The sequence below is a fragment of the Psychrobacter cibarius genome (assembly GCA_030686115.1).
In the GTDB taxonomy this organism is placed as follows: Bacteria; Pseudomonadota; Gammaproteobacteria; order Pseudomonadales; family Moraxellaceae; genus Psychrobacter; species Psychrobacter cibarius_C.
Genome location: CP131612.1, coordinates 2,661,028 through 2,680,972, shown reverse-complemented (window position 1 = coordinate 2,680,972; position 19,945 = coordinate 2,661,028). Strand labels below are relative to the sequence as shown.

Sequence of the window (19,945 nt, the reverse complement as noted above, 5' to 3'; positions counted from 1 at the left end):
TTTAGCCTTCCTCATTTTGATTCATTTGGGCATACTGAGCCATAGCCGCTTCGATTTTGCTACGCGATGGCTTACGGCGTACCGAGGTATAACCCACTGTTTCGCCGCGACGAATGTTTGGCACAACGGTCGCATAGACCCAATAGTGACTACCATCTTTGCATAAATTCTTAACGTAGCCATGCCATTTTTGCCCAGCCGCTGCGGTATCCCACAAATCTTTATAAGCGGCTTTTGGCATATCAGGGTGGCGCAAAATAGATTGTGGCTGACCAATAAGCTCATCAACGCTGTAGCCACTGATTTCGACAAAAGCATCGTTGACGTGAGTCAGCACACCATCCAAGTCGGTGCGCGATACAATCAGCTTGCCATCAGGATAGGGGCGTTCAATACCAGTATCATAGACAGTCCGTGATGTACCATCATAATAAGTCAGAGTAATCTGCTCAGCGGGCATATCAGGCTTATGTGCATCAGGGATTGGAGAACCCATCGTAATCTCCTTTATTTATCGTTATATTTATAATCATTAAAAAGCCAATCTGGTGTGGTAGTTGTCGATAACATCATGTTGCCTTTCAGCTCAGTCGTCGTCCCAATATCTATCAGGCTATTATTCCATACAAATAATGTGTGCCATCTTAAATATTTTTTATGAGACAGTCACTTCATTTTGATTTAAAGTCATATTTATCAGTCGCGCTATGTGCTATATGACATTAAATAATAAAAAATGTGTTATCGACAAAAATCCAAATTTACCAATTAGATAAGTTTTGCAAGGGCTTCTGAGGCACGCTTGATATCTAAGAATATCAAACCAAGTTTTGCATTCGGTTTTGCCATGATAGTAAGTACCGCTTCATCTCCAGATGAGGTCATAATCACGTAGCCTTTTTCACCTTGAATCATAATACGATCGATACTACCACGTGCCAACTCACGACCTGCGCGGTCACCCAATGACAATAAAGCCGCTGACATAGCGCCAACACGGTCTTCATCAACGCCCGTTGGTAGTGCTGAGGCAATCATCAGACCATCGTTAGAAATAAGGGCAGATGCTTCAACATCGGCTGATGAGCTGTTTAGGTCTTCCAAAATTTGCTGGAATGAATCTGTACGCATATCGCTTTCTCTATGACGGGTTATTCAATTGATAAAATAACAGTTAGTAATGGTGGAGAATAAATGTTGACTAAGTCGGCTATTATAAACCCTTGCTGTTAATATTGATATACATCAGCTCGAGCAAAAAGCCAATTTTTTGGGTCTTTTATACCGTTTGGTGCTGATTATTGACCTTTCGTCTTTACTTAACGGTTATCAATACACAAATTTCCATTAATATTTGATTTATTTACCGATTAGAAAAACGAAGATTTTTTAGTAATACAGGACTATTTTTAGCACAATCAATGAGATCTGTAAGCTCATCAGTCGGCATCTCAAGGTGCTATGCAAAGGCGCACGCTAGACTGTGCCAATAAAAATCGCTTATAACTTTTCATGATGGTGATATTTACTAGACTTATACGCCTCAAAAATGATATATATTATGAGATAAAAAATGTTCTTGTCTCTGAATATGGCATCTAGGCATAAATTCAGTCAGCTTTTTTAATCCCACTTGTCTCTACACAAGCCAGCGTGTCGAGGCAATTTCAGTTTTACACCAGTGTCTACAATCCTCTCGTTTGTTGTCATACGACGTGATATCGGTGTAAGTAAGCACGATCACCATTTTTACCCTAAGGAAAAGATATGAGTATCAGTCAGGCCATCGAAAAAGTCGAAGCGCGTTACGCCCATCAACCTGAATTCGTTCAAGCGGTAAAAGAAGTTGCAATTACGATTGCGCCGTTATACGACGCCCACCCAGAATATGATACTTTTAAAATATTTGAGCGCCTCGTTGAGCCTGACCGCGTTATTGCTTTTCGTATTAACTGGGAAAATGACCAAGGTGAAGTTCAGGTTAACCGCGGCTGGCGTGTCCAGTTCAGCAATGCCTTAGGTCCTTATAAAGGTGGCGTGAGATTTCATCCGACTGTCAACCAATCTGTGTTGAAGTTTTTAGGCTTTGAGCAAATATTCAAAAACGCTTTGACTGGATTGCCAATGGGCGGCGGTAAAGGTGGCTCTGATTTTGATCCCAAAGGCAAAACAGACAGTGAAATCCGCCGTTTTTGCTATGCCTTTATGCGTGAGCTACATCACTATGTGAATAAAGACATCGATGTGCCCGCTGGTGACATTGGCGTGGGTGGGCGTGAAGTCAGCTATATGTTTGCTATGTATAAGAATTTAACGCATGAATACGGCGGCGTTTTGACCGGTAAAGGCGTTGGCTTCGGTGGGAGCTTGATGCGTACTGAGGCGACAGGTTATGGCGCGGTGTATTTCTTAGAAAATATGCTTACGGCGCAAAATGACGATATCAAAGGTAAGAGAGTATTGGTTTCAGGTGCTGGTAACGTCTCATTACATGCTGCTGAAAAAGCCCATATGCTGGGTGGCATCGTCGTTACTGTGTCAGACTCACAAGGGACTTTGTATGATGAAGCGGGTCTGAATCAAGAAAAAATTGATTGGCTCAAGGCGCAAAAAGCAAAAAGCAAACCGTTGGCTGAGTACGTCGATGTTTATGGTGGAGAGTGGTTTGCGAAGCAAAAGCCGTGGCAATTCAAAGGTGACATCGCGATTCCATCAGCGACGCAAAACGAAGTCAATGAAGAAGATGCCAAGCTCATGGTTGAAAATGGCATCACATACGTTGTCGAAGGTGCCAACATGCCATTGACTGCTGAAGCCATCGACTATATTCGTTTGCACCGGGTGCATTATGCCCCAGGTAAAGCCGCCAACGCGGGCGGTGTAGCAGTCTCTGCGCTTGAGATGTCACAAAACTCAGTCCGTCAGTATAAGAGCTTTGAGCAAATCGACTTGCGCCTCAAAAATATCATGAGAAATATCCATGACTGCGCAGCTGATGCCTCAGAACAGTATGGTCAAACGGATAATGGCTATATCAACTATATGGCTGGTGCAAATATCGTTGGCTTTAAACGAGTTGCTGATGCATTGGTTGCTTACGGTATTTTAAACTAAGCACTTTTATCATAGCCACCTATTAACGAATAACGCGTCTGTTTTAACGATAGGCGCGTTTTTTATGGATTAACCCTACCGTGAGCAGTCAAAGTGGTTTTTATGAAGTGATACGATTGACCTATTGATAATGTGTGTTTTTTAAAAGATAATAATTTTAGAACACTCAATAAGATTAATTTTGTGGAGACCGTTATGAGCAAGATTTTCAAGCCATTTTCGCTAACGACTTTGGGTACTCGTGCTGCAGTAGTAGTGGGTGCGGCTATGTTCACTACGACAATCTATGCATCTACGCAGCAACCGCTAGCAAGTGAGGTCCAAGCCGCCAAAGCCAGTAGAATAAGCTTACAACAAGCAATAAATATTGCGGCGAAAAAGTCATCTGGTCTATTGATGAGTGCCAGCTTTGATCACGATGATGATAAAGCGCAAGGCGGTGTGTATGAGATGGAATTCGTAACCAGTAGCCGAAACTATGAAATCAAAGTCGACGCCATGAATGGTAGAGTGATCAGTACGGATGTGGAACGATTAGACAGTGACGATCTGGTAGATTATAAGGCACTTAAACAAGCGAAGATTGATGTTAAACAGGCAATGAAAATTGCTGAAAAACAATCGGGCGGCCGTGTTATCGAGATTGAGTTTAAAAACGACCGAGATTATAGTGATCATGCATCCTATTATGAAGCTGATATCCTCAAAGGTAATAGTATCGTTTGGCTAAATGTTGATGCCAATACTGGCAGTGTATTTAACAATAAGTTTAAGAAATAGCTAAGTAAGTTAGATAGATAGATATGATAGGTATCGCTAATAGTCGTTTTTCTTGCTACTCAGTTTTTTGAAAATGAGATAGCAAAGCTGTGCATTTATTATTAAAAAAGCCCCAATCATTGAATGACTGGGGCTTTTTTAATGTGAGTAGTTAGATCAGTTCGCTATACCGTCTCACGCCACTTGCCTTGAACCATAATGCCGTTAATAGGGTTTAGTCCCATCTGATAAGCCAAATCCGCAGGGCGGGCGATATCCCATAGGACTAAATCTGCATCACAGCCAACTTCTATTTTACCTTTATTAGATAGCCCCAGCGCTTGTGCTGCATAAACGGTTGAGCCTGCCAGTACCTCTTCAGTCGTTAAGTAAAACAGCGTACAGCCCATGTTCATCGCAAGCAATAATGAGGTAAGCGGTGAAGTGCCAGGATTACAGTCAGTAGAAATAGCCATAGGTACTTGGTGTCTACGTAATGCCTCAATGGGTGGCAATTTGGTATCACGTAAGGTATAAAATGCGCCGGGCAATAGAACTGCAACGGTATTGCTTGCTGCCATTTTTTTAATGTCGTCTTCTGATAAATGCTCTAAATGGTCGCTTGATAGCCCTTTATATTCGGCAACCAAGGCACTGCCACCTATGTCAGATAATTGCTCAGAGTGCAGTTTAACTGGGATATTTAATGAGCGTGCCACTTCAAAAACGCGTCTGATTTGCTCAGTACTAAAGGCGATATTTTCACAAAAGCCGTCGACTGCATCGACTAAGCCTTCTGAATGCAAGATGGGTAGCCACTCGCAGACTTGCTCGATGTATTCGTCTGTGCGGTCCTGCATGTGAGACTTGTATTCAGGTGGTAGGGCATGTGCTGCTAGATAAGTAGTGCTCACATGAATATCGTATTTCTCTCCCAGTTGGCAAGCGACCGTGAGCATTTTGCGTTCCGTGTCTAAGTCTAAGCCATAACCAGACTTGATTTCGATGCTGGTGACGCCCTCTTTCATAAGAGCAACTAAGCGTTTTTCACTTTGTGCAAATAACGACTCAATACTAGCGGCGCGGGTGGCACTAACCGTCGCAACGATACCGCCGCCTTGTGCAGCAATGTCTTGATAACTGGCACCTTGCAATCGCGCTTCGAACTCATTGCTGCGGTTGCCACCATAGACGATATGCGTATGGCAATCGATAAGCCCCGGGGTGATCCATTTACCATTTATATCTGTTATTTGAGCATCTTGATAATTAGGCAGATGAGCAGTGATTTGATCCTGTGCACCAATCCAAGCGATTTTGCCGTTTTTAATACCGATAGCCGCGTTCTCTAACTGGCCGTATGGGACGCTATCAGCATCTTCGTTTTCATACATATCAAAACCATAATGCGCAGAAAACGTCGCAATGTTGGCATTGATAATAAGGTGATCAAACGATGTCATAATAGATGCATCGATTGTCTTATTCTTAGAATTCTCTGATTCATTCATAATATGCTCCTAATTATTGGGAGGCGAGTGACGTGTGTTTGTAAGATCTTGGTGTGTAAGACCTAAGCGACAAGTAAATGCTGTTCTATAATAGTGGCCAGCAATCGACCAGCAACCTTGCAGCTACGCCCATCAATATCAAAGGCGGGATTAATCTCGGCAATGTCTACCATTTTTACCTTGCCCGATACCATGATAGTTTTTACCATGCGCTCAACGAAACCCAGCTCAATACCATAAGCAGCTGGGGCACTCACACCGGGCACAACACTGGCAGAGAAGCAGTCCATATCGATAGTCAGATACACGATATCGACCTTATCGATAAAGCTTTTGACCTGCTCAGCAAGCGTGTCCCAAGGCTGATAATGACAGTCTTCATCACTGATAACATGCACACCCAATTGCTCAGCGCGATCGAAAAGCGCCGCCGTGTTAGAGAACCGACTGACGCCAATACAGCAATAATGAAAGGGCTGACCATGTGCATCAAGGTGCTCGGCAATTTGGCGAAACGGTGTCCCAGAGGTCGCTACATCAGACTGACGAATATCAAGGTGGGCATCAAAATTAATAATTCCGATAGTAGGTGCTGTATGTGTGCTGATAGTTGTATCGTTTTGACTTTCTAAAGCCTGCCATAACCCTAAAAAGCTGCCGTAAGCGATGGCATGATCACCGCCCAATCCGATAGGCAAACCGTCTTGCTTGACGATAGCGCTCACTTCCTCAGCATATTTAATCTGAGCTTGTTCAAGAGTATTCGTGGCAAAGTCATCATCGTCGTGACAATGAATGTCACCAGCATCACCCAATAAGGTTGATAATTGTCCATCAAAGCGCTGTTGCAATTCAGCGATGACTGGCAGCGTAGCAAATGCTCGACGAATTAATGGCGGGGCTGCTCTAGCACCCACGCGGCCTTGATTACGTCTGACCCCTTGATCACATGCAAAGCCAATTAGCCCAATATTTTGACTCTCATAAGGCTGAGCAAGCTGATACCAGTAGCGGGCACGTGCCGTCTCAAATAGCTCTGCACGGCCGGTCCACAGCATCATGTCAGCCGCTGTGTGACTCACGGTTGTGCTAATTTTCGTCATGGCCATTGCTAATTCCTTTTAATTATCTAACGCTTATTTAGACTCATACCAGTCGCTACGTAATGACTGCCAGTGCTCAGCAAGCGTACCGTCTAATACCAACTGCTTGGCCGCTTCAATATCAGGCGCTAGGTAGCGATCTTTGTCATAGAAAGTCACTTTCTCGCGCAGTTTCTGATGCGCCACAGTCAACGGCTCTGATGTCTCTAATCCGCGATGAAAATCAATCCCTTGACCGGCAGCCAATAGCTCAATACCGATAATGGTGGCGGTGTTTTGTGCCATCTCGTATAGGCGGCGTGCGCAATAGGTCGCCATAGACACATGATCTTCCTGATTGGCGGAGGTTGGGATACTGTCGACACTGCCTGGGTGAGCGATAGATTTATTCTCCGATGCCAGTGCGGCGGCGGTCACATGGGCGATCATAAAGCCTGAGTTCACCCCAGCATTGTCGACCAAGAATGGCGGCAGACCACCTGACAGCGTCGCATCGATTAGCAAAGCGACACGGCGCTCAGACATAGAACCAATCTCGGCGATTGCCAAGGCCAAAATATCAGCGGCAAAAGCGACTGGCTCAGCATGGAAGTTACCACCTGAAATAGCGACTGGGCCATCTTCATTATTAAAAATAAGTGGGTTGTCTGTCACCGCATTGGATTCGATTAGTAGCGTTTTACCTGCTTGATTGATGATATCAAGGCAGGCACCCATGACTTGCGGCTGACAACGCAGGCAGTAAGGGTCTTGTACTCGGTCATCCTGCTCACCATCATGCGAGGCGCGAATCGCACTGCCTTTAATGAGTTGACGGTGTGCTTTGGCGATTTCAATTTGACCATGATGCCCACGTACTTCGTGAATACGCGCATCAAATGGCGAATCCGATCCTTTGGCCGCATCAATTGACAGGGAGCCAACGATAGTCGCTGTCTCCAGCAAGTCACGCGCTAAGAAATAACCCCGTAATGCCAATGCGGTTGACACTTGAGTACCGTTGATAAGTGCAAGACCTTCTTTGGCTGCAAGAGTAATAGGCTCAAGTCCATGCTGGGCTAGCGCGTCTGTTGCAGGCACTTTTTCGCCAGCGACAAACACGTCACCTTCACCCATCATTGCAAGCGTCATGTGTGATAAAGGCGCTAAATCACCAGAGGCACCAACAGAGCCTTTAGCCGGAATGTTTGGCGTGATTTGATTATTGATTAAGGCAAGTAAGCTGTCGACTACCTCGCGGCGTACGCCTGATACACCTTGTGCTAGGCTGGCCACTTTCATCACCATAATCAGTCGTACCACGCCAGCAGGAAGTGCTTCACCAGTGCCTACTGAGTGAGAAACGATCAAGTTGCGCTGAAGTAGCTCAAGCTGATCATCACTGATACGGGTCTTTGCTAACAAGCCAAAACCAGTATTGATGCCATAAGCGCTTTTGTCTCGGGCAATAATCGTACGCACATCTTCGTGTGAGGCATCGATGGCCTCATAAGCACTCTCAGGTAATGTCAATATGACAGGTTGCTCATAGATATCACGTAGCATCTTAAAGCTAAGCTGGCGAGGGTGTAGGGTTAATTGTTTGATATCGTTCATAGGGTGATCCTAGTATTGTAAGACATATGGGTTATATTATTTTTGATTCATGCCTTTGTTGAAATGACGTTTTTTAAATGTTTTCAGTTAACATAATACTTGTTATTAAATTTGTTTTTTTAGCCAATCCAGTTGAAGTACATGGCTAGATGTCCGAATGCAGCAGCCAATAAAATACTGAGTACCACACGCTCAAACCAGATAATGACCATTTTGCCGACAGATAATGGTATTTCAGTGGCAAGCACACAAGGAATCATGGCAGAGAAAAACAACACGCTGCTAATAGAGATGACCCCTGCAACATAGCGAGTCAGTATATCAGCCTCACTGAGGAGCAGTGCTGGCAAGAACATTTCAGCCAATCCCGCTGACATACCTTTGGCCGCAACCAGAGGCTCTGGTAAGCCGCTAAGCCATGTAAATGGATAAAGAAGCAAGCCTAAAGCATCGAATACAGGCGTATACTTTGCTAATATCAATCCTGTCAAGCCAACCGCGATGATAGAAGGCACAATCGCCGCTGCCATCGTCAGCCCATCGCGAAAGTTAGACCATAAGATTTGTTTTAGGTCAGTGGCACGGCGCGAAGTGGACAAACCCAAATCAAATGCTGCCGCCAAACGTGTACCACTTTTATGGTCTAAAGCGGGACGTTCAACGCTATCATCTACAAGGCTAATGGGTGGAATACGAGCAGTAATCGCAGTAACGATAAAGGTAATCACTAGCGTAGACCAAAAAAACAGGTTCCAAAACTCCATCAGACCAAGCGTTTTGGCAACAATGACCATAAATGCCGCTGATACGGTCGAAAATCCAGTCGCAATGATAATGGCTTCGCGCGCTGAATATTGCTTTTGCAAATACACGCGATTAGTAATGAGCAGCCCGATAGAGTAGCTACCAACAAAGGATGCGACAGCATCAATCGCTGATGAACCTGGGGTTTTCCAGATAGGTTTCATGATCGGCTGCATGAGCACACCGACCATCTCGAGCAAACCAAAACCCACCAAAAATGCTAAAATTAATGCCCCAAGCGGTACAATCATACCGACTGGTAATGCCAGTTTTTCAAACAAAAACGGCAGCATGTCCTTTTCCATCATAAAGGCAGGCGCTACGTCAGCCACATACATTACTGCCAGTATCAGACCAATGATTTTAAAAGCAGTCATAATCATGTGGGTGATATTTTTACGCCATGAGCCGTCTATAAATGGCTTGCTTACCCCAAAGATCATCAATAAAAATAATAACATCACAGACAATGTATGCTGCTGATTGACCAGATAAGTTGCCCCATGATCGAACAAAATCGTGCTTTTCTCACCAATGGTAAATGGCACAAAGAACATGACCAAACCGATAGCACTAAAGACTATCAATTGCAGTAACGCTATAGGTTTAGACAGTAGTGCTTCAGTTGGTGTCGCTGCTGCATCCTTGAGATTTAGTGTCGTATTTTGCTCAATCATATTATCCTCCTTGATAAAATGTCGATGATATCCTTATGTCAAGTAATCACTTATAAGGATAAAGGGTATGCTACTTAATCATCGGCAAATTTAGACCATAGTCTTTGGCTGTTTTGATCGCTAGCTCATAGCCTGCATCGGCATGACGCATAACCCCTGAGCCGCAATCATTGACTAGCACTCGTGCCAAGCGTTTGGCAGCGGCATCAGTGCCATCTGCGACAATCACCATGCCTGAGTGCTGCGAGTAACCCATGCCAACGCCGCCGCCATGATGTAGTGATACCCAAGTGGCACCGCCTGCGACATTGAGCATACCATTCAATAATGCCCAGTCAGATACCGCATCTGAGCCATCTTTCATGCTTTCAGTTTCACGGTTTGGGCTAGCCACTGAGCCTGTGTCTAAGTGATCACGGCCAATGACAATAGGGCCTTTTAGCTCGCCGTTTTTGACCATCTCATTGAATGCGAGCCCTGCTTTGTCACGTTCACCCAATCCTAACCAGCAGATACGGGCAGGCAAACCTTGGAATTGAATACGCTCTTTTGCCATGTCTAACCAGCGATGGATATGTTGATTTTCAGGAAACAGCTCTTTGATTTTTTGATCGGTCTTGTAGATGTCTTCTGGGTCACCTGATAACGCTACCCAGCGGAATGGGCCTTTACCTTGGCAGAACAGCGGACGAATATAAGCGGGGACAAAACCTGGGAAATTAAAGGCATCTTTAACGCCTTCATCAAAAGCCACCTGACGGATATTATTACCATAATCGGTCGTTGGAATGTCCATTGCCTGCAAGTCTAGCATCGCCTGTACGTGTACGGCACAAGACTGAGCGGCAGCTTTGGTTAATGCTGCATGTTGCTCTGAATCTTCTTGGGCAGCTTTCCATGCTTCCACTGTCCAGCCACTTGGTAGATAGCCATTGATCAAGTCATGCGCTGAGGTTTGATCGGTCACTAGATCAGGCTTCATACCGCCAGCATTGGCGCGCTTGACCATCTCTGGCAATATATCTGCGGCATTACCAAGTAGGGCGATAGAGACCGCTTCACCTGCGTCGGTATGCTGTTTGATGAGCTCATAAGCATGGTCTAAGTCATCAGCTTGCTTATCGACATAACCAGTACGCAAGCGGAAATCGATACTAGATTGCTGACACTCGATGTTCAGTGAGGTTGCACCTGCAAAAGTCGCGGCTAATGGCTGCGCACCGCCCATGCCGCCAAGACCCGCGGTCAAAATCCAACGTCCTGCCCAGCTACCGTCATAATGCTGACGACCTGCTTCTACAAAGGTCTCATATGTACCTTGCACGATGCCTTGCGTGCCAATATAGATCCAGCTACCAGCTGTCATTTGACCATACATCATCAAGTCTTTGCGATCGAGCTCGTTAAAGTGCTCCCACGTGGCCCAGCGTGGTACAAGGTTAGAGTTTGCAATCAATACACGCGGGGCATTTTCGTGCGTTTGAAACACGCCAACTGGTTTGCCAGATTGCACCAATAAGGTTTCATCGTCTTCCAATTCTTTTAATGACGCTAGGATTTGATCGTAGCTTTCCCAATTGCGGGCTGCGCGTCCGATACCACCATAGACGACTAGGCTTTTTGGGTTTTCGGCCACATCAGGATGCAAATTGTTTTGCAGCATGCGATAAGGTGCTTCGGTCAGCCAGCTTTTGCAATGTAATGTGCTGCCCGTGGGCGCAGCGATTTCGCGGCTCTCATCACGGCGAGTCAGCTTAGTCTCTTTATTGGTTCCATGGTCAGTAGTCATTATCATATCCTTGTGATATCTGTTAAGACGATAAAGTAATCAAAGTAAGTGTTTTACCGTCAGTCTATAAATTCAGTGGAACATCGATTAGATGACGCAGATTTTTTAGTACTGTCGTAAAGTTGTATATACAAATTATCAAAGATACTTTTTTCATGCAAGCAATTTTTTATGAATGACTCAATTATTTTTGTGAGGATTTTGGTAGATAGATAAATGTCACAGTGTTTTGCCAAGGTTCATGACGTTATCTCGTGATATTATGGCGCTACTATTACTGGTAAAACTAACGGTTAAACACGGACATGACAAAGACGATTCCGGCATATCAGCGCATAAAAAACGCCATATTAGACAATATTCACTCTGGTAAATGGCAAGCGGGCAATGCAATTTCTACAGAAATGGCGTTGGCAAAAGAGTTTGGCGTATCGCGTATGACGGTCAATCGCGCCCTAAAAGAGCTGAGCGAAGAGCGAGTGCTAGAGCGCCGGCAAGGGTCGGGGACGTTTGTCGCCCAGCAACAGTTCAATCATACCTTTGTAGAAGTGCGCAATATCGCGCAGGATTTAAAATCTGCCAACCGCGATTATCAGGCGCAAGTGGTGAGTAAACGCATACTTACGGCTGCGATATTGGATGATGAATTACGGCGTAAATTTGATATTGATGAAGTAGCTGTGTCTTCTAATACAAGCGCTGATACAACCGTAATGGATGACAGTACTGGCGCAGATAGTAGCAGCGACGTTGCTGTTTTATACGAGGTAAAAATCATTCACTTTGCGGATGGTCAGCCCATACAGTTCGAAGAGCGCTGGGTGGATGCGCAAAAGGTGTCAGAATTTATTGAGCAGGATTTTAGTGTGGTCAATACCAGTGATTATCTCATTGCCAAAAGTCCACTAGAGCGCGGCAGCTATACTATTCGTGCACTGGCGGCACCAGATGAGATTGCTGCGCTACTGCAAATCGCACCGCAGTCGCCGACATTGGTATTGCGCCGTCAGACGTATTCAGCAGGTCGAGTATTGACCTTTGTGAAGATGTGGCATGCAGGCGATCGCTATCAATTCTCCGGTGAACTATAATAGTCTTACGCATGCTCACTGTTTTTGTACGTTTATTCTTTCTGAAGTGCGCTAGTATATGAATAAATGGCTATTTAATCGGCAATAATAACGTTAATATCTGCCTAAAAAATGCCCAAAAATTCAAAGATAATATAGAAACGGTATTGAAAAATATGCTGAGCATCCTCAAATCGAGCAGCCAGAGCTAAATAATGCGGCGCAAATACTTTATTATAGTATTTGCCTGTGCTGGTCTTATTCTTATTTGTTGCTATGGTTTTATTGGCACGATACCTTTTTGTATTATTCATTCACTCTTATAAGGACGTCTTATGAAACGTCGTACTCTTTTAGCACTTGCCGCCAGTACTATGCTACTTGCCGCTTGTGGTCAGTCTACTACCAATGAAGCAGAAACCAATGCGACAGACAGTGCCGCGACGGGTGGCTCTGATTTGCTGCAACGTATCAATAATGGTGGCACCATCAATGTCGGTACAGAGGGTACTTATCCGCCATTTACCTATCATGATGAGAGTGGCAAGCTAACTGGCTATGATGTCGAAGTGACACGTGCGGTTGCGGATAAACTAGGCGTAGACGTCGAATTTAAAGAGACTCAGTGGGATGCTATGCTGGCAGGTCTTGACTCAAAACGCTTCGATATGGTGGCCAATCAAGTAAGCTTGACCACGCCTGAGCGTTTGGCTAAGTATGACAAAGCCATGCCATATAGCTGGTCGGGCGCGGTTGTACTAGCACCGACTGATGACAATCGTTATAGCTCTTGGGAAGGTTTAAAAGGTCTGCGTACTGCGCAATCACTGAGCAGCAACTATGGTGAGCTTGCAGAACGCTACGGCGCAGAAATCGTCCCTGTCGATGGTATGGCGCAAGCGATTCAACTGGTTAAGCAAGACCGTGCTGACTTCACGATGAATGACAATCTGGCAGTATTGGATTATCTCAAAAAATTCCCAGATGCAGCACTTGAGATCAAACTGACGGCGCCTGCGAGTGAGCAGACTGGTTCAGGTCTAGTACTCATCAAAGGGGATGACGCTGTGGTGGCAAAATTGAATGAAGCAATGGCCGCATTAGCAGCCGATGGGACGCTGACCAAGCTTAGCGAAGAGTTCTTTGGTGCTGATATAAGTCAACAAAAATAATGCTAGCGTCTATCACGTCAATGCTAGCTGAGTTACTGGCACTACTACCATTTATGGATCCTGCGCGGGCGCAAATTGTCATCAATTCATTTTGGCCAATGCTTAAAGGCGGTATTTATTATTCGATACCGCTGGCGTTGATCTCATTTGCGATTGGTATGGCTATTGCGCTGACAGTAGCGCTGATTCGTATCGTACCGCGTGCTGGCTGGTTCCATGAAATCATATACAGACTTGCGCGTATTTATGTGTCCGCCATTCGCGGGACACCGATGCTGGTTCAGCTATTTATTATTTTCTACGGCTTGCCAAGTATCGGAGTAAAGCTTGATCCTTTTCCCTCAGCGATTATTGCCTTTTCGCTCAATATTGGCGCGTATGCATCGGAGACGGTGCGTGCCTCTATTTTGTCCATTCCAAAAGGGCAGTGGGAAGCAGGCTCGACCGTAGGCTTGACGTATCTACAAACCTTTCGTCATGTCATTTTGCCGCAAGCACTTCGGGTGTCAGTACCCCCGTTATCCAATACCTTTATTAGCCTAGTAAAAGACACCTCTTTGGCGTCATTGGTATTGGTGACTGAGCTATTTAAGCAGGCACAAATCATCACGGCACGTAACTATGAATTTATGTTGGTCTATACTGAAGCGGCGATTATTTATTGGGGTATTTGTCTGTTCTTAACCTTTATTCAAGGTAAGCTTGAAACCAGACTTGATCGCTATGTGGCGAAATAAACCCTTGGTAATGGGGGCAGTATAGGATGGTAATGCCGCGTCGATAAGCGTGTGTTATTAGCAAACAGATATCAGTACAACAGGAAGCTTTATGATTCAAGTCACTAATATTCACAAAGCTTTTGGTGGCAATCAAGTGCTTAAAGGCATCGACTTGACCATCGAAAAAGGCAAGGTAGTGGTGATATTAGGACCGTCAGGGTCTGGTAAAACCACTTTTTTACGCTGCTTGAATGCGCTGGAAATTCCTGACCAAGGCATCATTGCTTTTGATGATGGTAGCTTAACGGTCGACTTCGCTACCAAGCCTAAGAAAAAAACATTGCTCGCGCTGCAGCGTAAATCAGGCATGGTATTTCAATCTTATAACTTGTTTCCACATAAGACCGCGATTGAGAATTTAATGCTTGGGCCGACGGTAGTGCAAGGGCAAACTAAGGCGCAAGCACGCGAACAGGCACTGGCATTACTTGATAAAGTAGGCTTATCGGATAAGGCAGATCTGTATCCGTTCCAGCTATCTGGTGGTCAGCAGCAGCGTATCGGCATTGCTCGTGCACTGGCTATCGAGCCGTCATTATTATTATTTGATGAGCCAACGTCTGCGCTCGATCCTGAATTGGTACAAGATGTACTGGGCACGATGAAGCAACTGGCATCTGAAGGCTGGACGATGGTCGTTGTGACTCATGAGATTAAATTTGCTCGTGATGTGGCAGATCATGTGGTGTTAATTGAGGATGGTCATGTGGTCGAAGAAGGTAGTGCTAAGCAGATGTTCGAAGTGTCTACTCATCCACGTACGCAGGCCTTTTTGCAGCGTATTGAACAGTAATATTATCAAGACATTCCAAGTTGTTTAGCAACTGTCTATGATGTCAATGCTTTGCTCTAAAGTAACGTTCCAATAAAAAATCTCCAGCTATTAATTATAGTTGGGGATTTTTTTCGTTTGATAATACAGATATAAAACTATTTAAAACAATCAAAAGTCACCACTAAATTCTTTGTCGTCTTTTTAGCCAGCGTGGTACGCGAGTGGCAGTGCCGTTTAATATGGCATTAAATAAAGCTGCCAGTAAGATTAATACCACGCCCACATATTGAATCCAAGATAAGGATTGATGCAGTAATAGTATGGCAAGGGCAATGGCAGTCAATGGCTCAAAAATCGTAAATACTGATGCACGAGTGGCAGGTAGTTTCTCTAATGCTTTCATATAAAGGGCAAAGGGCACGACGGTTCCAATCAAAGACAACCCCAAGGCATAGCCCCAAGTATGTAAAGGTAAGCTCAATAACCGCCCATAGGTTTGATAGGTTTCAGGTAATAATAGCAGTACACCAGCACTGATGATAATAGAGGTAAAAAACACCAAAGGCGCAGGGTGAGCATCGTGCATCGCGCGCTTGCCCAGTACCCCGTATAAGGAATAACAGACGCCTGCTAGCAGTCCTAATAGGATGCCCCAGTTGACTTGTGCTTGCTCACCCAACATCGTCAATCCAACACCAAATACCGCCATGAGCGCCAGTAATGCCGACTGGCGAGTGATAGATTCATCAAGCAAGAATGCCGAAAACAATAAGCTAAAAACAGGCGCAGTATAAAGCAAGGCAACCGCAGGCCCAGCACCGACATAGATCACAGCAAAAAAGTAGCATACCGACATACCAAGTACGCCAATCAAAGACTGCAATGCCAGTCCAAGCCACTGCTTTCGACGAAGCTTGATAAGATGCGGCCATAGTTTTGGTAGCATGACAAGAATAAGAAAAGCCGCGGTTACGATACGTAAGATCGTAATCTGCCAGCCACTAAAGCCGATTTGATTGAGGTAAGTCGAGAATATCCCCAAGGTACCCCAGCAGACAGCGGCTATGATAATTTGAATGGTGCCTATCCATGACTGCCGTGCTGACATTACGCTACCAGTGTTTGTCATATCGCTCTCTATTTTTATGTGATATCAAAACCCATGCTTAAACTCAAAACCTCAAACTGTCCAAGCCTTTTAGCTAATGGCATCATACAATACTGAAATAAGAAAAAGACAACCCGAGTAAGGGCTGTCTTTTGTTTATTTTTTCAGTCTATCATTAAAGCGTTAATTAAGTTCGAACGCAAGTTAGTCAGACACAAAATTCAATTTATTTGAGTTAGAGGTACGCTTGTTTATGGCTTATGTCTTTAGCTTATCACCCTTTGGTGTCATATCCCCCAAACTTAAGCATCAAGATTTACAATTGTAGTAAAAAATTCGTCAGCAAGCGTTTGGCACCTTCCGTCGCAAATGACTCTGGGTGAAACTGCACACCTTGAATGGGATAGTCTTTATGCTGTAGTCCCATAATCTCCTCACCTGCTAGCGCAGATTCGGTTAGGCTGAACTCAGCATGAGCATTATTGGCGACGACAGCTGTGACAGCCAAGCAATCTGGGAAGGTGTCTGCTTTTACCATCAATGAGTGGTAGCGCATGATTTCAATCTCTTGTGGCAAGCCTTGATAGACGCCCGCGCCATCATGGCGAATGGAGGATACCTTGCCATGCATTGGCACGCTCGCCCGTACCACATCGCCGCCGAACACATGCGCGATGCCTTGCATACCTAAGCAGACACCCAATAGCGGCGTCGTCTTACCCATAACTTCAATTACTTCGGCACAAATACCGAAGTAGGCGGGGTCTTCAGGAGCGCCAGGACCGGGTGAAATGATGATGCGGTCAAGATTCATGGCTTGTACATCTGCTAACGTTATCTCATTGTTACGTTTAACAATGACGTTTGCGGCTTTATCGGCGTCCATCGTCTGCAAAATCTCGCCGATATATTGGTAAAGATTAAAGGTAAAGGAGTCGTAGTTATCTATAATTAAAACATTCATGGGTTATCCACTCTTTGGCAAAATATAAGCAATTTACGGGTTCATCAAACTGTCTAAGACTACTTTCATGGCAGACAATTTACGCTGAATTTCTAGATATTCATCAGCAGGATTGGAGTCATAGACATTGCCGCCACAGGTTTGCGCATAGGCAGACTCGCCGTTGATGAATAGGCTGCGAATAGGAATGGCAAAGATACAGTCACCATTAAAGTTAAACGATCCAAGCGCACCGCCATAAGCACCTCGACCATCGGGTTCGAGCTCATTAATAACTTTAATCGCTTCAACTTTCGGTGCGCCTGACAACGTCCCAGCGGGGAAATTACTGGCAAGGGCGCTAAACATATCTTCATTAGGGTGTAAGATTCCGACGATTTCAGACGAGATATGTTGCACGTGAGAGAAGCGTTTGATATCCATGAGACTACGTACTTTGACAGTGCCAAATTGTGCCACACGGCCAATGTCATTGCGATGCAAATCGACCAACATATTGTGCTCGGCAATCTCTTTGGCATCGTTTAGCAATGCACGGGCAAGCTGTCGGTCTTCGATGACATCGACACCGCGCTTGGCAGTACCTGCCAGTGGATAGGTTTCCATCTCACCTTGACGCAAGCGAAATAGCAGCTCTGGTGACGCTCCAATGATGCATTGCTGGGCAAATTTCATAAAATACATGTGCGGCGACGGATTGACCGACCGCAATTTCTCATAAATGGGCATTTTATCGCCGGCAATACGGTATTTGGATTTAAAACCTACCTCACACTGAAAGATACGCCCTGAGATGATGTCTTCTTTGACTTGCATGACGGCTTTAGCGTGCTCTTCTTGGCTCATGCCGTCACCCAAAAACTCAACTGTAGGCGGCTCATAGCTTGGAATTTGCTCATCAAGTAGCGCTTTGATTTGCTCGATGCGATTTTCTTGCTGCGCAGTTGGATAATAAAAGTAGAAAATCTCACCGGTCATCTTATCGAGCGTTAGACCATCCAAATATACGCCAAATTTAAACGGTTCAAAGTCATCGCTCGGCTTAGCATTGAGACTGGGTTCAAAGAAATTGACACTGTCGTAACCCAAATAACCGACAAGACCACCGCTTTGGTCGCGAGCAATGACGTGCTGCGGCGTAATTTTGCGCAGTAGCTCGTAAGGATTATCCGTTTGATAATGAGTGGTTTCAGCGGTTTTATTATCAGTAATCGCGAGGGTTGTACGATCGATGGCAGCAATGGTCATCACTGGATCAAAACCAATCGCGTGATGACGCGCCATATGTCCATCTTCGCCCAATGATTCGAGCAAATAGCAGGTCTCAAAAGCGCGCTCAATACGTTTGAACAACGCAAAGAAATCAATATCCTGAGTGAGTTTAATGCGCTGTGGTTTACTAGGAATATCAATAGCAGCAGGTTGCTCAGGTTTTGAGTTAGGAGAGGTCATAACAATATCCAAATTGGTTCAATGGTTGATCAAATAAAAAGTAAGAGAATTTAAAACTCTAGTTTCTGATGAATTAAGCGGCCTTTTCAGCTGTGTCTTTTATGAATGTTTTCTATGAGTCATGTCTATGAGTCATTAGTAAGGCACTCACATCGTGAACTTGCATGGCTTTGGCGCCGCGCGAGACGGTAGCGATACCGACACCTAGCTGCTCGGATATCTCGCGTTGGGTGACACCGCGCTCAAGCAAATCAAAAATGCGGATACGATTCGCAATTTCCTGCTGCTCTTTTTCCGTCAATAGCGCACTGAATAGTAGGTCGATAGCGGTGCTGTCATGACAACTGGCTAAATAGCTTAATAAGCTTTGATAAGGGTCTGTGCTCATAACATTCATCTTAATGGAAAAGAAAAGGGAAGCTTACTTCGTTTCAGTATTCTAGTACGATAGTACACAAAAGGCAAGTAGCCTATGTAGATGTTTTGCTACTGCTGTTAAATGGGCACTGTGTTTTGGAAGATGATTATTTATATAGGATGGATCCCAAATTTATAAACATAAAGCCAGATAATCTTTATTAACTGGCTTTATGTTTATGAATGGTTAACAGCTCGTTTACAGACCCTAATTAAACGGAAGAGTGCTCACTGGCAAGTTCAATTTGCACCTGCCAATCCTCTATATCTAGCTCATAACAGTTTTTGCCTTCACCATTGATACGATCTATCACCAAAAAATCAGAGTCACAACCGAGGGCAAGTAGCGGATGATGCCAGACATTGGCATCGTATTGCACACCTTGATGAGATTGGACATAAAACACGGTCAAATCATCCGCAGACTGTGGCGGCGCACCAGCAGGCGCAACGATGACGATATAATCCTGACCATTCATCGAAAAGAACGCTTGCGTGCCAAACGGATGATATTCCATGACCGATAAGGCAATAGGAAATTCACGCTTTTTGGCGCGGAAGATACTCATGCCGACATCGCCGCCGTCAAGTTTGGCTTCAGCGATGGCGTGATGGCGGCAGGCATAGCCTTTATTGATATGGTAGCTATTTTCAGGCGTCTGTGCTGCCTTGTCATAGGGTTCTATTACGGTGCCGTAGGGCGCAAACTCAGCTTTGGTTAAAGGTCTTGCAACGATCGTAGTCTTCATAAGAGTACTCATGACTTTGCCTTACTTTTGGTGATCACTGTTTATAATTGCTATGAGCCACTTTGCCATAAGCCCGTACGCGAATTAAATCAACATCTGGGAATAA

Annotated in this window: 19 protein-coding genes; 6 read left to right on the top strand and 13 right to left on the bottom strand. The window is 44.8% G+C overall.

Annotated elements, in window-relative coordinates; translation table 11 throughout:
- Position 1: 1 nt before the first annotated feature.
- Entirely contained in the window at positions 2 to 496 is a 495-nt protein-coding gene (locus Q6344_11390) for a PAS domain-containing protein (protein WLG13197.1), read from the bottom strand.
- Positions 497 to 768: 272 nt separating this feature from the next.
- Positions 769 to 1,131: a roadblock/LC7 domain-containing protein gene (locus Q6344_11385; protein ID WLG13196.1), complete on the bottom strand. Its 363-nt coding sequence runs from the start codon at positions 1,129 to 1,131 to the stop codon at positions 769 to 771.
- 636 nt (positions 1,132 to 1,767) lie between these two features.
- Between Q6344_11385 and gdhA the strand changes: the two genes are divergently transcribed.
- Both gdhA and Q6344_11375 read left to right on the top strand, forming a co-directional pair.
- Positions 1,768 to 3,114, top strand: coding sequence for an NADP-specific glutamate dehydrogenase (gdhA, locus tag Q6344_11380; protein ID WLG13195.1), 1,347 nt, complete (start codon positions 1,768 to 1,770; stop codon positions 3,112 to 3,114).
- Positions 3,115 to 3,309: 195 nt separating this feature from the next.
- Entirely contained in the window at positions 3,310 to 3,894 is a 585-nt protein-coding gene (locus tag Q6344_11375) for a PepSY domain-containing protein (protein ID WLG13194.1), read from the top strand.
- A 164-nt stretch (positions 3,895 to 4,058) separates the two neighbouring features.
- On the opposite strand, the gene hutI is transcribed toward Q6344_11375, so the two are convergent.
- From hutI to Q6344_11350, 5 genes are all read right to left on the bottom strand, one after another.
- Positions 4,059 to 5,384 (bottom strand): imidazolonepropionase, encoded by a 1,326-nt coding sequence (gene hutI, locus Q6344_11370; protein ID WLG13193.1) that lies wholly within the window; start codon positions 5,382 to 5,384, stop codon positions 4,059 to 4,061.
- Between the two features lie 62 nt (positions 5,385 to 5,446).
- Entirely contained in the window at positions 5,447 to 6,493 is a 1,047-nt protein-coding gene (gene hutG / locus Q6344_11365; GenBank protein ID WLG13192.1) for a formimidoylglutamase, read from the bottom strand.
- A gap of 27 nt (positions 6,494 to 6,520) precedes the next feature.
- The gene (gene hutH, locus Q6344_11360; protein WLG13191.1) at positions 6,521 to 8,083 is read right to left on the bottom strand and encodes a histidine ammonia-lyase; all 1,563 of its coding nucleotides are present in this window, start codon (positions 8,081 to 8,083) and stop codon (positions 6,521 to 6,523) included.
- A gap of 119 nt (positions 8,084 to 8,202) precedes the next feature.
- Positions 8,203 to 9,564, bottom strand: a complete 1,362-nt coding sequence (locus Q6344_11355) for a YjiH family protein (protein ID WLG13190.1) — start codon at positions 9,562 to 9,564, stop codon at positions 8,203 to 8,205.
- Positions 9,565 to 9,634: 70 nt separating this feature from the next.
- On the bottom strand, positions 9,635 to 11,353 hold the full coding sequence (locus Q6344_11350; GenBank protein WLG13189.1) for a urocanate hydratase: 1,719 nt from the start codon (positions 11,351 to 11,353) through the stop codon (positions 9,635 to 9,637).
- Between the two features lie 305 nt (positions 11,354 to 11,658).
- Here Q6344_11350 and Q6344_11345 point away from each other — a divergent pair, with 305 nt between their 5' ends.
- On the top strand, positions 11,659 to 12,444 hold the full coding sequence (locus Q6344_11345; protein WLG13188.1) for a UTRA domain-containing protein: 786 nt from the start codon (positions 11,659 to 11,661) through the stop codon (positions 12,442 to 12,444).
- A gap of 104 nt (positions 12,445 to 12,548) precedes the next feature.
- On the opposite strand, the gene Q6344_11340 is transcribed toward Q6344_11345, so the two are convergent.
- The gene (locus tag Q6344_11340; protein ID WLG13187.1) at positions 12,549 to 12,737 is read right to left on the bottom strand and encodes a hypothetical protein; all 189 of its coding nucleotides are present in this window, start codon (positions 12,735 to 12,737) and stop codon (positions 12,549 to 12,551) included.
- Between the two features lie 21 nt (positions 12,738 to 12,758).
- Here Q6344_11340 and Q6344_11335 point away from each other — a divergent pair, with 21 nt between their 5' ends.
- From Q6344_11335 to Q6344_11325, 3 genes are all read left to right on the top strand, one after another.
- On the top strand, positions 12,759 to 13,595 hold the full coding sequence (locus Q6344_11335; GenBank protein WLG13186.1) for a transporter substrate-binding domain-containing protein: 837 nt from the start codon (positions 12,759 to 12,761) through the stop codon (positions 13,593 to 13,595).
- Positions 13,595 to 14,332, top strand: coding sequence for an amino acid ABC transporter permease (locus Q6344_11330; GenBank protein ID WLG13185.1), 738 nt, complete (start codon positions 13,595 to 13,597; stop codon positions 14,330 to 14,332). Before Q6344_11335 ends, Q6344_11330 begins: the two co-directional genes overlap by 1 nt.
- A 91-nt stretch (positions 14,333 to 14,423) precedes the next feature.
- Positions 14,424 to 15,167: an amino acid ABC transporter ATP-binding protein gene (locus tag Q6344_11325; protein ID WLG13184.1), complete on the top strand. Its 744-nt coding sequence runs from the start codon at positions 14,424 to 14,426 to the stop codon at positions 15,165 to 15,167.
- 163 nt (positions 15,168 to 15,330) lie between these two features.
- Here Q6344_11325 and Q6344_11320 read toward each other — a convergent pair whose 3' ends face one another.
- The 5 genes from Q6344_11320 to Q6344_11300 all read right to left on the bottom strand — a co-directional run bounded on the left by Q6344_11320 (position 15,331) and on the right by Q6344_11300 (position 19,851).
- Positions 15,331 to 16,278 (bottom strand): EamA family transporter, encoded by a 948-nt coding sequence (locus Q6344_11320; protein WLG13183.1) that lies wholly within the window; start codon positions 16,276 to 16,278, stop codon positions 15,331 to 15,333.
- A 295-nt stretch (positions 16,279 to 16,573) separates the two neighbouring features.
- Positions 16,574 to 17,221, bottom strand: coding sequence for an aminodeoxychorismate/anthranilate synthase component II (locus tag Q6344_11315; GenBank protein WLG13182.1), 648 nt, complete (start codon positions 17,219 to 17,221; stop codon positions 16,574 to 16,576).
- 33 nt (positions 17,222 to 17,254) lie between these two features.
- A complete protein-coding gene (locus Q6344_11310) occupies positions 17,255 to 18,673 on the bottom strand; it encodes an anthranilate synthase component I family protein (protein WLG13181.1) in 1,419 nt (472 codons plus the stop codon).
- Positions 18,674 to 18,785: 112 nt separating this feature from the next.
- On the bottom strand, positions 18,786 to 19,061 hold the full coding sequence (locus Q6344_11305) for a Trp family transcriptional regulator (GenBank protein ID WLG13180.1): 276 nt from the start codon (positions 19,059 to 19,061) through the stop codon (positions 18,786 to 18,788).
- Positions 19,062 to 19,302: 241 nt separating this feature from the next.
- The gene (locus tag Q6344_11300) at positions 19,303 to 19,851 is read right to left on the bottom strand and encodes an ureidoglycolate lyase (protein WLG13179.1); all 549 of its coding nucleotides are present in this window, start codon (positions 19,849 to 19,851) and stop codon (positions 19,303 to 19,305) included.
- Positions 19,852 to 19,945 lie beyond the last annotated feature (94 nt).

Coding starts and splice junctions, on each gene's coding strand:
- Q6344_11315 (WLG13182.1), bottom strand. CDS start 17,221: ATGAATGTTTTAATTATAGATAACTACGACTCCTTTACCTTTAATCTT.
- Q6344_11355 (WLG13190.1), bottom strand. CDS start 9,564: ATGATTGAGCAAAATACGACACTAAATCTCAAGGATGCAGCAGCGACA.
- Q6344_11335 (WLG13186.1), top strand. CDS start 12,759: ATGAAACGTCGTACTCTTTTAGCACTTGCCGCCAGTACTATGCTACTT.
- Q6344_11350 (WLG13189.1), bottom strand. CDS start 11,353: ATGACTACTGACCATGGAACCAATAAAGAGACTAAGCTGACTCGCCGT.
- Q6344_11345 (WLG13188.1), top strand. CDS start 11,659: ATGACAAAGACGATTCCGGCATATCAGCGCATAAAAAACGCCATATTA.
- hutI (WLG13193.1), bottom strand. CDS start 5,384: ATGAATGAATCAGAGAATTCTAAGAATAAGACAATCGATGCATCTATT.
- Q6344_11390 (WLG13197.1), bottom strand. CDS start 496: ATGGGTTCTCCAATCCCTGATGCACATAAGCCTGATATGCCCGCTGAG.
- Q6344_11320 (WLG13183.1), bottom strand. CDS start 16,278: ATGACAAACACTGGTAGCGTAATGTCAGCACGGCAGTCATGGATAGGC.
- Q6344_11310 (WLG13181.1), bottom strand. CDS start 18,673: ATGACCTCTCCTAACTCAAAACCTGAGCAACCTGCTGCTATTGATATT.
- hutH (WLG13191.1), bottom strand. CDS start 8,083: ATGAACGATATCAAACAATTAACCCTACACCCTCGCCAGCTTAGCTTT.
- Q6344_11305 (WLG13180.1), bottom strand. CDS start 19,061: ATGAGCACAGACCCTTATCAAAGCTTATTAAGCTATTTAGCCAGTTGT.
- hutG (WLG13192.1), bottom strand. CDS start 6,493: ATGGCCATGACGAAAATTAGCACAACCGTGAGTCACACAGCGGCTGAC.
- Q6344_11330 (WLG13185.1), top strand. CDS start 13,595: ATGCTAGCGTCTATCACGTCAATGCTAGCTGAGTTACTGGCACTACTA.
- gdhA (WLG13195.1), top strand. CDS start 1,768: ATGAGTATCAGTCAGGCCATCGAAAAAGTCGAAGCGCGTTACGCCCAT.
- Q6344_11300 (WLG13179.1), bottom strand. CDS start 19,851: ATGAGTACTCTTATGAAGACTACGATCGTTGCAAGACCTTTAACCAAA.
- Q6344_11385 (WLG13196.1), bottom strand. CDS start 1,131: ATGCGTACAGATTCATTCCAGCAAATTTTGGAAGACCTAAACAGCTCA.
- Q6344_11325 (WLG13184.1), top strand. CDS start 14,424: ATGATTCAAGTCACTAATATTCACAAAGCTTTTGGTGGCAATCAAGTG.
- Q6344_11375 (WLG13194.1), top strand. CDS start 3,310: ATGAGCAAGATTTTCAAGCCATTTTCGCTAACGACTTTGGGTACTCGT.
- Q6344_11340 (WLG13187.1), bottom strand. CDS start 12,737: ATGAATAATACAAAAAGGTATCGTGCCAATAAAACCATAGCAACAAAT.